The organism is Pseudoalteromonas sp. BSi20429, assembly GCF_000238895.1.
Taxonomy (GTDB): Bacteria; Pseudomonadota; Gammaproteobacteria; order Enterobacterales; family Alteromonadaceae; genus Pseudoalteromonas; species Pseudoalteromonas arctica.
Window position 1 is genome coordinate 54438 of the sequence record NZ_BADV01000035.1, and the last position, 12364, is coordinate 66801.

The 12364-nt window shown below is 38.7% G+C and carries 12 protein-coding genes; 3 read left to right on the forward strand and 9 right to left on the reverse strand.

The genetic code is table 11. The features are described from left to right. Positions 1–4: 4 nt before the first annotated feature. From P20429_RS12080 to P20429_RS12065, 4 genes are all read right to left on the reverse strand, one after another. Positions 5–514: an Ig-like domain-containing protein gene (locus P20429_RS12080; protein ID WP_007582395.1), complete on the reverse strand. Its 510-nt coding sequence runs from the start codon at positions 512–514 to the stop codon at positions 5–7. Positions 515–525: 11 nt separating this feature from the next. Beyond that, positions 526–2118 carry a DUF4331 domain-containing protein gene (locus P20429_RS12075; RefSeq protein ID WP_007582396.1) on the reverse strand — a complete coding sequence of 531 codons (1593 nt, stop codon included), beginning with the start codon at positions 2116–2118 and terminating at the stop codon, positions 526–528. Positions 2119–2276: 158 nt separating this feature from the next. After that, the gene (locus P20429_RS12070) at positions 2277–2960 is read right to left on the reverse strand and encodes an anti-sigma factor domain-containing protein (RefSeq protein ID WP_007582397.1); all 684 of its coding nucleotides are present in this window, start codon (positions 2958–2960) and stop codon (positions 2277–2279) included. Then, positions 2957–3481 carry a sigma-70 family RNA polymerase sigma factor gene (locus P20429_RS12065; RefSeq protein WP_007582398.1) on the reverse strand — a complete coding sequence of 175 codons (525 nt, stop codon included), beginning with the start codon at positions 3479–3481 and terminating at the stop codon, positions 2957–2959. Before P20429_RS12065 ends, P20429_RS12070 begins: the two co-directional genes overlap by 4 nt. 349 nt (positions 3482–3830) lie before the next feature. On the opposite strand from P20429_RS12065, the gene P20429_RS12060 reads away from it, so the two are divergent. After that, positions 3831–5450 (forward strand): diacylglycerol kinase family protein, encoded by a 1620-nt coding sequence (locus P20429_RS12060; RefSeq protein WP_007582399.1) that lies wholly within the window; start codon positions 3831–3833, stop codon positions 5448–5450. Between the two features lie 50 nt (positions 5451–5500). Here P20429_RS12060 and P20429_RS12055 read toward each other — a convergent pair whose 3' ends face one another. Continuing rightward, a complete protein-coding gene (locus P20429_RS12055; protein WP_033026625.1) occupies positions 5501–5809 on the reverse strand; it encodes a VF530 family DNA-binding protein in 309 nt (102 codons plus the stop codon). A 54-nt stretch (positions 5810–5863) separates the two neighbouring features. After that, complete coding sequence (locus P20429_RS12050) at positions 5864–6166, reverse strand: DUF1496 domain-containing protein (RefSeq protein ID WP_007582403.1); 303 nt, start codon at positions 6164–6166, stop codon at positions 5864–5866. A 138-nt stretch (positions 6167–6304) separates the two neighbouring features. On the opposite strand from P20429_RS12050, the gene P20429_RS12045 reads away from it, so the two are divergent. Next, positions 6305–6538, forward strand: coding sequence for a TIGR02647 family protein (locus P20429_RS12045; RefSeq protein ID WP_007582405.1), 234 nt, complete (start codon positions 6305–6307; stop codon positions 6536–6538). A gap of 33 nt (positions 6539–6571) precedes the next feature. Here the strand turns inward: P20429_RS12045 and maiA are convergent, their stop codons facing one another. Together maiA and hmgA are read right to left on the reverse strand one after the other, a co-directional pair. Continuing rightward, on the reverse strand, positions 6572–7201 hold the full coding sequence (gene maiA, locus P20429_RS12040) for a maleylacetoacetate isomerase (protein WP_007582407.1): 630 nt from the start codon (positions 7199–7201) through the stop codon (positions 6572–6574). 2 nt (positions 7202–7203) lie between these two features. Next, positions 7204–8505: a homogentisate 1,2-dioxygenase gene (gene hmgA / locus P20429_RS12035; protein ID WP_007582409.1), complete on the reverse strand. Its 1302-nt coding sequence runs from the start codon at positions 8503–8505 to the stop codon at positions 7204–7206. Between the two features lie 151 nt (positions 8506–8656). Between hmgA and P20429_RS12030 the strand changes: the two genes are divergently transcribed. Further along, entirely contained in the window at positions 8657–9088 is a 432-nt protein-coding gene (locus P20429_RS12030) for a MarR family winged helix-turn-helix transcriptional regulator (RefSeq protein WP_007582412.1), read from the forward strand. A gap of 52 nt (positions 9089–9140) precedes the next feature. Here P20429_RS12030 and P20429_RS12025 read toward each other — a convergent pair whose 3' ends face one another. Continuing rightward, entirely contained in the window at positions 9141–12269 is a 3129-nt protein-coding gene (locus P20429_RS12025) for a TonB-dependent receptor (RefSeq protein WP_007582414.1), read from the reverse strand. Between the last annotated feature and the right edge of the window lie 95 nt (positions 12270–12364).

The window sequence follows — 12364 nt, forward strand, 5'->3', positions numbered from 1 at the left end:
TTGGTTAGTTACCGTTTGTTGAAATTAATCCATCAACATCGGTATCGGTGTTTGTAAACACCCGACCGTTAACAGTTAACGGCTCTGCATTTGGGGCTTGATTAAATGCATCGGTTGCAAATTGAGCAAAGTCGACTTGTAGTGCGTCAATTGTAATGTTCACTGTTGCAGTTACTTGCGAATTAACGCCATCACTTACACCAAACATAAAACTATCTGAACCTGTCACTTCTTTATTCGGTGTGTAGGTAAAGTTACCATCGCTATTAACGGTAACAGTTCCAAGAGTTGGCTCACTTGTTAACGAGTAAGTCAGTGAATCGCCATCATTGTCGGTTGCGCTAAGCATATCGGTAATGCTTACTTCAGTTTGTGTAGTTAGTATTGCATCACTTGCTGTAGGCGCTGTGTTTACAACCGGAGTAGGCTGTTTTTTATCATCATCGCTACTACATGCTCCCAATGTTAATGCACTGAGGAGAACACAAATATGGGTAGTTTTTAAATTACGCATTATTTTACTCCTTATTTAGAGCCAGCAAGCGGTGTTGCAAGGTATGGGAATGATGAATCCATCATTGTTGCATCAATAGGTGCGCCGTCTGTAAATGGCACTGTGCCTGTATTAGCATCCTCTGGTGCACAAAGTCCTAAATCAGTGTCTTCACCATTTACAGGAATAGGATGACATAAACGACCCATCACAACACGAAGTGCAATATCAACCACATCATCACCCGGGCGACGACCATTTGGGAAGCCGGCTAAATCATTACCCGCTACACCAAATGCAGATTGATCAGCTTGCGCTGTTGCTGCAATGCCTGTATTTAAACGTAGCATTTCTGAAGGTGTTACAGTTGCTTGTTGATTAACGCCTGCAAAACCTGTTAAAAATGCAGTGATTAAATCAGTACGCGGGAAGTTTGTGGGTGCCAGTGTTTCTAAGTTTGCGCCAAGGGTCGTATTAACAGCATCTTTAAACAAAATGTTTAATAACTCTGGTAGTGCTGGATGAGATACATAATCTAAAAATGGTGCATCATCTTTAGGGTGAGCAGTAGAGAATGTGTCTTTGTCTTTAATGCCAATTACAAGCTCGTTTACAAGCGGGCTACCCAAGCGTGAAACTTGTGTTAAAGCACCACCATTAACGGCGTTATTAGCAAATTTAGCATTAGGGTTTAATACGCGAGCTTGAGGTAGGCTTGCTGTTGTCCACGAACCTATTACGCCGTTACCTTCACCAACAATACAGCTCTTAGGTATTTCGATAGCAATTGATGTTACGTTTTTATCTGCAAGGTCGTCGTTATCAGCTGATTGTGTTATACCACCTGGAAAACCACCGCCGTCACCAGCACCAGGGGCGCTATCACCCTCTACAGGTACATAGTTAACTAAATCAAATGTTTTACCTAGGTTAACTACAAATGGGTCTTTACGTTGTCCTACAAAAACTTGTGCCATGCTTTCACAGTTAGGAATTGAAACCTGATACACAAATTGGTCAGCGTAAGTTTGGTAATCGCTCATTGAACCAAATGTTTTATTGCCCACATAATCAAGTGGTTTAGAAAATGTACTTGAGTTTGATGCTGTGTTATTTAATACCGTTGTTTCGCCAGTACGCTGCGCGCCGCTAATCATGCTCATTGTGTATGATTCACTAAAATTTGCAGCGCTGTCATCACCGGCAGATACACCGCCTACATTTTTAAGCGGTACAGACACGGTGCGTTGATTACCTTCAGGTCCGACAGTTAATTGCACACCTTGGTTATCATTAGGAAGCATGCTTTTAAAGTTAAACGCAAATGTAATATCTTCAACAGCATCGCCGTCGTTATCTATATGAATGCTGTAGGTAGCATCTGGGTCCATTGCAAAGTAATTAGGACCGCCGTATGCGTCTTGCAGTGGGATATAGTTAGCAATTAATGTTACAAAATCATCACGACCTTGCTCGTAACTATTAAATACATAAAAATCGGTTGAGTCTAAAGTCGGGAAACGGCTTATATTTGGCGCTTCTCTGTGGCTTGATGCTTCACTTGGTGCACTTACAAACGTACTACATATTACTACTGCGAGTATTGATGGAGTTAAAGCTTTCATGACTTTGTCCTTTAGTTTTGATTGAAGTCATAGCTAATAACGGGGCAGGATTTAAATTGGATGCAAAAAAGTTAAATTATTTTTATTTTTTGTTAAAAAAGTTTTGAAGAAGGTTGGCTGCTTTATTTAAGCAGCCAACTTTGGTCATAATAGCAGGGTTATAAAAGTACCAGCTCTGTGGTGTATAGTACCTCAGTAGGAGATCCATTTGGCGAGCCGCCAATAGGTTCTAAGCTCACTGCTAACAATGCAATATCACTTGCGTTAAAACGGTTATCTTTTAATAATATTTTACTGCCTTGCTTGGGAAGTAAACCCAGTGAAATAGGTGCATCTTGCCCTTTTAAAATCATCCACAACTCATAATCTTTGTTAGTTTGGGCAACCAATTGGCTACTGGCTTTAATTGAGAGCCCTTGCTCGTTAACATCAATAAACCATAATGATTGTTTATCTTGATTTTGAACCAAAGCAATTTGTTGAGTGTGCATAACATTGGTACTAGGTTGAATAACCAAAAAGGCTAAAACAATACACGCAGCAGTTGCCACAAAAGACCATGTACGCCAAATTGAAGGCTTGGTATGTATGACTGTTTTACTTGTTTGTGGCCTGTTTTCAATACGCTGTAGTATATTTACCCATACATCGTCACGTGGCGTTTGCGGTGTAATAGCACTCGCTAAGTTGTTTAGGTTTTGCTCCCATAGACTCGTTGCTTCACGTGCTTGATTTGAGTTAAGTAACAGACGCTGAAAACGCTTACGGGCAAGCCCTCTAAGTGTGCCAAGCACGTACTGCCCAGCAAGCGCGTCTAATAGTTCGGGTTTATTATAATTCATAATGTTAAACACCTTTGTAGCTGCATAAGCCCACGCCTGATCCAGCTTTTAACTGTACCTAACGGCGTTTCTATATGATCCACTAACTCGCTATGACTCAGCCCCTTATAATAAGCTAAGTGAATAGCTTGTTTTTGTTGCGGCTCAAGCTGTTCGATACAATTAACCAGTTTTGTTTCTTCATCGTAATTAACGTCAACACTTTCATTTTCATATTCGTCATCGCCTAACGACTGCTCTTTTCGTACTTTGTGATAGCGCAGTGAGTCAAGACTTCTATACCTAACTATACTTATCATCCAACTAATAACGGTGCCTTTAGAGGCGTTATATTCAGATGCGTTATGCCAAATTTTTATAAAAGCGTCTTGTAGTGCCTCTTCCGCATAAGCTCTGTTAGTGAGCATATTTAAACTAATAGCAAAAAGTTTGCCGCTAGTTTGTTGATATAAACTTGAGAAAGCATTTTTGTCTCCTTGTGCTGTTGCGCACAAAAGAGGGAGTAAATCATCGTTATCCATAGGGGTCCTGTTTTTCTTATTATCATTGAGTAAACGGTTGAGAGTGTGATTTGGATGCAAAAAATTTAATTGATTTTTAGATTAGCTGCTTTATACGTTAGTACAAGCAATAACCGATCAGTGTTTGAAATTTAGACGTGTAAGTATAATTTATTCACATGTTTGTAAAAAATGCACAAAGAGCAGATTGCACTTAAATTTATTTTATTATTAACATTACATATCAATAGCTTATGATTTTAATTTGAATTTAAAATGCCATTTATATGGCGTGATATTTGCAAAAGAGTACATAAAGCCGTTTAAATTAAAATTAGAAAATCGGAATTATTTACACAAAGGAGAGACTATGTGGGCTGCAATTGGTTATTCACTTTTAGCATTACTACTTATTTTTATTGGTTGGGAAGTAAACTCTGTTTACTTTGCTATTGTTTTTTATTGGACTGCGCTGTCACTTTTATTAGTGAGTACCGCATATATTTTTAATACAGCAAAAATATTTAGAAAACGTGAAAATGGGGTGATCCCATTTTATATACGTTGGGCGTTTGTGCCATTTTTATTTGGTGTGCAAATTTATAATGCCTGGTCACGTAAGCGCGATAAAGTGCCGCCAATTCAAAAAATAAACGAAAACCTATTTTTAGCTTGCCGATTATTTCCCTCAGACATAGACACATTAAAAGATAACGGAATTACGGCAATTTTAGACGTTACGTGTGAATTTGACGGACTCGAGTGGAGTTCAACACAAGAGAATATAAATTACTTAAACATTCCGGTGCTCGATCATAGTATTCCTACCCATTCTCAGTTAAATCAGGCTATTAATTGGATACATCATCATATTAAAGAAAACCGTCGCGTAGTTGTTCATTGTGCTTTAGGCCGTGGGCGCTCTGTTTTTGTAATGGCGGCTTATTTATTGAGTCAAAACAAAAATGCAGATGTACATGAAGTACTTGCACAAATAAAAGAAACCCGCGAAACCGCAAACTTAAATAAGCATCAACTTCGCCATTTAGCTAAGCGTCATAAAAAAGGCGAGCTGCTGATTAAAAACAAAGCAGTTTTAATTGCAAATCCAGTATCTGGTACACGATTATGGCAAGAAAAAGAGCACTTAATTGTTGCGCGGTTATCGGCCTATTACGATTTAAAAGTACTTACTACTTCACAAGACGTAAACGGTATTGAGCTTGCTAAACAAGCGATTACGCAAAATCCAGACATAATAGTAGCGTGTGGAGGCGATGGTACAGTGGCCGAAGTTGCAAGCGTACTTGTAAATACACAATGTAAGCTAGGTATTATACCAATGGGGACTGCAAACGCACTTGCGCATGTATTGATGGGGATTAGCTCTAAATTTATTCCTGTTGAACAAGCCTGTGATTTAATAATTGATGGTCAAACAAGCACAATAGATACCGCTTATTGTAATAACGAATTAGTACTTTTATTAGCGGGCATTGGTTTTGAGCAATCAATGATTGAAAAAGCAGATAGGGAGTCGAAAAATAAATCGGGGCAACTTGCCTATTTAAACGGTTTTTTTGAAGCCTTTGGTGAGCAAAAATCACAGCTACTTAGTGTAAAACTCGATGATAATGAGCCGAAAGAAATATGTACAAATAGCTTTATTGTGGCTAATGCTGCGCCTTTTACAACGTTATTGGCTCAAGGTGGTGGGCAGCCAGATCATAGTGACGGGCTTCTTGATGTAAATTGGCTAACACCAAATAATGAAAATTCTACGACAATATTGAGTATTGCAGAACTGATGTTCAGCAGTTTAACGCAAACACATTTAGCTATAAATTCGCATCATACAAATGCTAAAAGAGTCGAGGTGACAGGCGAAGGAGAGCTTAAGTACGTACTTGACGGTGAAGTTAAAACTGCTCACAGACTCGTTATTACTATTGAGCCGGCCTCATTAAATGTGATTTGCAAAGAGCAATAAATCGCGCTAGTTACAATTAAAAAAGGAGCTAAATTAGCTCCTTTTTTACATCATTTTTTAATTGATGGCCAAACAAACCCTGTTGTATCCGGCGCTTGAGAAGATGTTTCTCTCGGTGCACCTTTTGGTCTACGAATAGGTTTGTTATTTATAGTGTGAATATAAAGTGCTTCCACTTTATCGCGAGCCCAAGGCGTTTTACGCAAAAACTTTAAACTCGATTTAATGCTCGGTTGATCAGTAAAACACTTAATTTTCACTTGCTCGCCAAGGGTTCTCCAGCCAAGTCGCTGTTCTAACTCAACAAGTATTTGTTCTAACGTTACCCCATGTAAAGGGTTTTTAGGTTGATTATCCATAGCCATACTACTTATTTAAACTGCGTGCATTGTAGCTCAAATCAGCTTTTAGCGCTAATTCACAGTGATTGTTTTAGGAGCGGTTGGGTAAATAGCATTACCTTGTTTATCTATTTTAAGCCAAATGAGTTGACTGCTACTGTGTTGAGGGTTTTTAGCACCGCATAAAAGTGTAAAAGAGTGAATTTGTATTAACGCGCCTTCGCTATAGCGTTTGTTGTCGTACCAACAGTTTGATTCTTCATTTACAAACTGGTTTGCATCAATAATTGAATGGGTTTTAAGGGTTGTTGCTTCACTAAATATTGAATACGATAAGCTGCTAAAACAAAAGCATAGAATTAAAAAGTTACGCATTAGAGGCCTTTAAATAGGGAGGGTTAAAAATAATACATTAAGCTAAAAAACGTGCTAGTGTAAAGTACACAAAGTGATTTTAATTATAAACTTAGTTACTCACAGAACAACTTGGATTCAAATAAAAAGGTGCACACAATGCAATTTAATCAAACAATGATCGAAGAATTCACACTATTAGCGAAGTTTCCTCGCGACAGTAAAATGCAGGGTATTAAATTACATTCAGACGCAGAGCCAAGCTTACTTAGTGCAGCGCAACGTTTATTTGAAAAAGGGATTATAGATAGCCCAGATGGCGGATATTTAACTGATCTGGGCTTAGATTTAATTGAGCACATTACGGTTATTCATAGTGCGCTACAAAGCTAGCTAACCTGAACTCTAGTTAGTTACTGAACTAGCTTAATTTGCATCGGGTTGATTTTGCGGTGCAGCATCATTAAATGCAGCTAATTTATTACAGTGTTCGTAAATAGCTGCAATTTTTGGATAAGCGCTCATATTTACGTTAAAACGAATTGCATTAAATACTTGCGGCACTAAACAAATGTCAGCAAGTGTTGGTTGATTACCAAAACAGTAGTCATCATTTTCGTTTAGCATCAGTTCTATTTTTTCAAAACCAACTTCTATCCAATGTCGATACCACTTATTTTTAGCCTCGTCATCAACACCTAATTCGTTCGATAAATACTTCAGCACGCGTAAATTATTAACAGGATGAATATCGCAGGCAATGGCAAAGCTTAAATTTCTTATTTGTGCTTTTTGCCACGCAGTTCCTGTAATTAATGGCGATTGCGGATAAGTTTCATCAAGCCATTCCAGTATTGCAAGCGATTGTGCTAAAACACCATTATCGGTTTTAAGTGCAGGTAGTAAGCCTTGCGGATTAGTCGCTAAGTATTCTTCCCCAAGCTGCTCCGATTTTAAAAGGTTAACAATAACAAGTTCATGATCAATTGCTTTTAAGTTAAGCGCTATACGCACCCTATAGGCCGCTGATGAGCGAAAGTAGCTGTATAATTTCATAATTAATCCTGTGAACCTGTAAATTGTTTTTTAATAGTACGCCAGCAATCGGTGTAGTTTGGTTGGCGTTCCCTACCTTCTAATGCATATTTTGTCGGTGAAATTATATAGCGCGACTCAAACATAAAGGCCAATGTGTTTTCGTATTTTTGTGGTGTAAGCTCAGCGTTTGACGCTTTTTCAAATACGTCTGCTTCAGGTCCATGTGGCGACATACAATTGTGTAAACTTGCGCCACCAGGTACAAAACCATGCTCTTTTGCATCATACACACCTTTAATTAAGCCCATAAATTCACTCATAATATTGCGGTGATAATAAGGTGGTCGAAATGTATTTTCGGCTACCATCCAACGCGGTGGAAATATCACAAAATCGACATTTGCCATACCCTCAGTAGCAGAAGGAGAGGTTAGCACAGTGAATATAGACGGGTCGGGGTGATCAAAGCTCACTGTATTCATTACATTAAAACGCGATAAGTCGTATTTATAGGGTGAGCTATTACCTGTCCATGCAACAACATCAAAAGGAGAGTGCTTTATTTCACAGCTAAATAAATTACCGTTAAATTTAGAAACAAGCTCAAAGTCACCTTCTTTATCTTCAAAGGCAGCAACGGGGTATTGAAAGTCTCTGTCGTTGGCATAACCGTTGGCACCAACAGGTCCTCGCTCTGCAAGCTCTAACGCATGGCCATAATTTTCACAAATATAACCACGGGCTGTATCATCAATTAAATCAACAGCGAACTTAATTCCTCTGGGAATTACAGCAATTTCACCTGGTTTAATGCTTAACTTACCGCACTCGGTGTGAATTAATAACTCACCTTGCTGAGGAACAAACAACATTTCGCCATCGGCATTGCAAAAGTAACGTCCTTGCATTGACTTATTAGCGACATATACATGAATGCCAATACCAGATTGCCCATTAGCATTGCCATTAGCTGCCATCGTTACCAAGCCATCGATAAAGTCAGTAGGCTGTGAAGGCATATCAATAGGATTCCAACGTAGCATTGTTGGTGGTGTTACGGCTTCAGTGATTGGGGCTGTTCTTATTAGGCCGTTATCAATTGCTTGGTAATCACCTTGTACTACCGAAGGACGAAGGCGGTAAAACCAAGTGCGACGGTTTGAAGCGCGAGGAGCCGTAAAAGCAGTCGAACTAAATTGCTCGGTATATAAATCGTATTTAACCTTTTGCGGGCTAAATTGTCCTATTGGCAATGCCCCGGGTAGCGCTTGTGTTTCAAATTCATTACCAAAACCTGTCATATAACTTAATTGTGTCGCCATTACTGACTCCTGTGAGAGGGGGGTGGTTTAATATTATTTTTATTTCAGTTAAGATACTCTCAAGTGAGACTAATATCAAATGTGCAACTATGCATCTGCGTAAATATTAATGAACACCAAAGTAAACCTTACAAAGCTGGGATAACTAAAAATGAAAATTGATTTAGCAACGTTTTTACCTTATCAATTAACGAATGTAGCAACACGTGTAAGTAACGACTTTGCCGAGGTTTATCAAACTAAGTACGGTTTAAATATTCCCCAGTGGCGAATACTTGCTAATTTAGCGCAGTATGGCCAAAGCAACGCAAAGGATTTATGCACGCAAGCAAATATGGACAAGTCGACAGTGTCGCGCGCGGTAAAAGTTTTAATAGATAAAGGTTTAGTTAGAAGTGAGCTAAATGAGCAAGACAAACGCGCAGCATTACTTGTGCTGAGCCAAGTAGGGCAAAACTTATTTGAAAATATAGCGCCCGATGCACTAAATTGGGAAAAACAGTTACTGAGCACTTTAACCAACGAAGAATACGAAGTGCTAGTGAGTATTTTTGAAAAGTTAAATAACAAATTAAAGGCATAAAAAAGCCCACCAAAGTGGGCTTTTAAAAGATGTTTTAGGTTACAGTTCTAAATTAGAAAGTGTAACGAACACCTACACGCATTTGCCATACAGATGCATCAGTTTGTACTGATGTATTTGCATTATTTCCGTTAAAGCCTGAGTAAACGTAACGGCCTTGATCATCAAGTGATGTTTCGATCATGCTAGCGCCTACGAAAGGACCTTTCTTAAGTACGCCCCAATCATCGTTTAACAGGTTAGTAAGGTTATCAATTACGAAGAACGCTTCACCTTTATGTCCGTCCATAAAACCAGGAAGCTCTTGTGTTAACTTAAAGTTAAACTTAACAAACCAATCTGAGTTTTCAGCGTTACGGCTAGTCGTTTGACCACGTTCTAAACCATTTGATGCGATAAAATCATTGAATTCATTGATATCAGCAGCGCTCATGTCGTAAACAACGTTAGGATCGTTTTCAAGTGGAACATACAATAGTTGGCGGTTACCATTCCAGTTGTTGTCACCAAAAGTACCATCACTTCCATCAAACGTGTAGCTGTATGGTAAGCCTTTATATGCTTCACCAAATAAGTTAAAGCGAGTAGCAAATCCATCAACAAACTCATGACTATAACCAAGAGTCATAGTAAAGCGATGTGGGATTTCGTAATCAGATGAAGCAACACCTGGGTTACCTGGATCAGTTAGTGCAATGTTACCGTAGTTTGAACCAGCTACAGAGCTTGTCATTGGGTTAACATCATCAGAATCTGTGTATGCATAACCAAAGTTAACGCTTACGCCATTATCAAACATCTTGCTTACAGCTAATGAGATAACTGATGAATCACCGCTATCACCGCTAACATTTGTTAGTAAGTATTCGTTTGAACGACCTTCAATTGATTCGTAAATAGGACGACCATCAAACGTAGTTGTACCTGTATCTTGAAGTGCGATGTCACGCATTAATGCAGCATCTTTTTTCTTTGAATATAAGTAATCTAATGAGATTACATATTCGTTTTCAGTTGTGTATGTTGCACCAAGTGAGTATTTCCACTCTGATGGGATTTCAAAGTCTGGGTCAACAGCATTTGCTTGTGAATCACCTGAGCCGATTACAGTATTACCAACCTCATCAAATAATTGCTGAGGAACTTCAAAACCTGGTTTACCACCATTTACATTAGCTGTATTGAATAAATCAATTTTATTATCGTCATCACGAAGTAACGTACCAATGTTTGTAATACCATCATTCGAATACGAGTTAGATAACCAAACGTTAGGATTACCGCCTGAGAACAAGCCAACGCCTGCACGTACTTCAAGTGCGTCTGTAGCGTACCATTGGAAGCCAACACGTGGTTGAATTAAATCAATACCATCAAACGTACTTTGGTTACTGTAGCCATAACGGTCAGTAAAGTTTTGGTTGAAGTTAGGTACGTCATCACTTGTATATTTATCATAACGTAGACCGAACGTGATGTTTGCATCTAAATCAGTGAACGAGTACTCGTCTTGCACGTAAAATGTATGTTGAGCGTATGAAAAGCTCGCAGCAGCATCATTTGGATCATTCGTACCTGCCGCGTTATTGTAGTAGATACGGTCGGCAAGACCTGCCTCAAAATTATCTATTGAGTCAAAACGATATTCACCTTCAGTATGTTGAACGAATAAGTTAAATACATCTAACTCTTCGAACTCATAACCAGCAGTAATTGTATGCTGATCTAGGTAGTAAGTACCTGCAACTTTAAATGTAGTTGTATCGTAATCTAAGTCATTTGATTGGCGAGAGTCATCTGGACCAATATAAACTGTACCACCATCTTCGGTACGAATTTGCACTTCACCAAAGCTGCTTGCAGCATCTAGTGATTGTACTGTTGCATCAAGCTCAGATTTACCAATACGAACTTCAGTAGAGAAGTCATCTGACCAATCAGAGTAAACAGATGCAATGATTGAAGTGAATTCTGCACTTTGGTCATAAAAGTGATTAGATAGTGATACACGGCTAGAACCAGTATCAGACTGTGAAACAGTATTACCATCGTTGTAGTTATAGATTAAGTTTGCACGGTGATCTTCGTTGATGTTCCAATCTAGTTTAACTAAGATTTTTTCATCTTCAACTGGCATACTTGAAGGCATACCACCTGCATCATAACCGTAAACAGATTGAGAAATACTTTGAATACGAGAAATATCATCAGCAGTTACACTGCCACTGCTTAAACCATCGTAGTTAAACTGTTGAACACCTTCAAGTTTTTCATATGAAGTGAATAAAAATAGTTTATCTTCAATTAGTGGAAGACCTACGTTGAAGCCGTAACGTTTTTCAGTATAGTTACCGTTATCAACGTCATCACCTTCAATTTTATCACCCTTGAAAGAGTCACTAGTGTAATCATAGAAAACAGCGCCATGAACATCATTGCCACCAGATTTGGTTACTGCGTTGATGTTACACGATGTAAAACCACCGTATTGAACGTCAAACGGTGCAAGTTCAGCTGAAACTTGTTCAATTGAATCGAAAGAGAAAGGGGCGCGAATAGTAGGGTAACCATTTGAGCTTAAGCCGAAGTTATCGTTCATACGAACGCCGTCTAGCGTTAAGCTATTGTAGCGAGGGTTACCACCACCACAGTTAATTGAACCACGGCTGTCATCAATTGTGATACGCGGGTCGATACGAATAATGTCTTTTAAATCACGGTTAATAGCTGGCGTATTTTCAAGATCAGTTAGCGTAAATGTAGACGCCGGACCAGTACCACCAGACATAGAGCTAATTGGCGCGCCAGAAACTACAATTTGTTCCATGCTTGATTGTGACTCAAGAGAAACATTTACTGGGTAATCGTTACCAATATTAAGAATAATGTTATTGAATTCTTGGTCTGCATATACATCTGAATCAACAACCACTTTATAAGGACCGCCAACTCGCAGGCCTTTAGCTGTGAAATAACCAGCGTCATTTACTTCAGTTGTTTTTACTGATCCAGAAGGCACGTGTAAAATTGTTACTTTAGTGCCGGCTGCTGGGTTGCCGTTAGGCCCCATTACTTGACCTTTAATTGCAGAGGTCGTTTCGTTAGCCATTGCAGCGCCACTTACACCAACACATGCTGCAATAGCAAGTGAAAGAGCTGTTTTGCGTAATTGAGTTTTCATTTAATTTTCCCGTGTAGTTATTAATTAAATTTTTATATTTTTATTTTAAAATTTTGCAAAATAAACAGTTGAAGTTCATTTATTCAAAATCCGTT

Bases quoted from the DNA above. Each gene is read 5' to 3' on its own strand.
- P20429_RS12030 (WP_007582412.1), top strand. From the start codon at position 8,657: ATGAAAATTGATTTAGCAACGTTTTTACCTTATCAATTAACGAATGTA.
- P20429_RS12025 (WP_007582414.1), bottom strand. From the start codon at position 12,269: ATGAAAACTCAATTACGCAAAACAGCTCTTTCACTTGCTATTGCAGCA.
- hmgA (WP_007582409.1), bottom strand. From the start codon at position 8,505: ATGGCGACACAATTAAGTTATATGACAGGTTTTGGTAATGAATTTGAA.
- P20429_RS12080 (WP_007582395.1), bottom strand. From the start codon at position 514: ATGCGTAATTTAAAAACTACCCATATTTGTGTTCTCCTCAGTGCATTA.
- maiA (WP_007582407.1), bottom strand. From the start codon at position 7,201: ATGAAATTATACAGCTACTTTCGCTCATCAGCGGCCTATAGGGTGCGT.
- P20429_RS12045 (WP_007582405.1), top strand. From the start codon at position 6,305: ATGCAATTTAATCAAACAATGATCGAAGAATTCACACTATTAGCGAAG.
- P20429_RS12065 (WP_007582398.1), bottom strand. From the start codon at position 3,481: ATGGATAACGATGATTTACTCCCTCTTTTGTGCGCAACAGCACAAGGA.
- P20429_RS12050 (WP_007582403.1), bottom strand. From the start codon at position 6,166: ATGCGTAACTTTTTAATTCTATGCTTTTGTTTTAGCAGCTTATCGTAT.
- P20429_RS12075 (WP_007582396.1), bottom strand. From the start codon at position 2,118: ATGAAAGCTTTAACTCCATCAATACTCGCAGTAGTAATATGTAGTACG.
- P20429_RS12070 (WP_007582397.1), bottom strand. From the start codon at position 2,960: ATGAATTATAATAAACCCGAACTATTAGACGCGCTTGCTGGGCAGTAC.
- P20429_RS12060 (WP_007582399.1), top strand. From the start codon at position 3,831: ATGTGGGCTGCAATTGGTTATTCACTTTTAGCATTACTACTTATTTTT.
- P20429_RS12055 (WP_033026625.1), bottom strand. From the start codon at position 5,809: ATGGATAATCAACCTAAAAACCCTTTACATGGGGTAACGTTAGAACAA.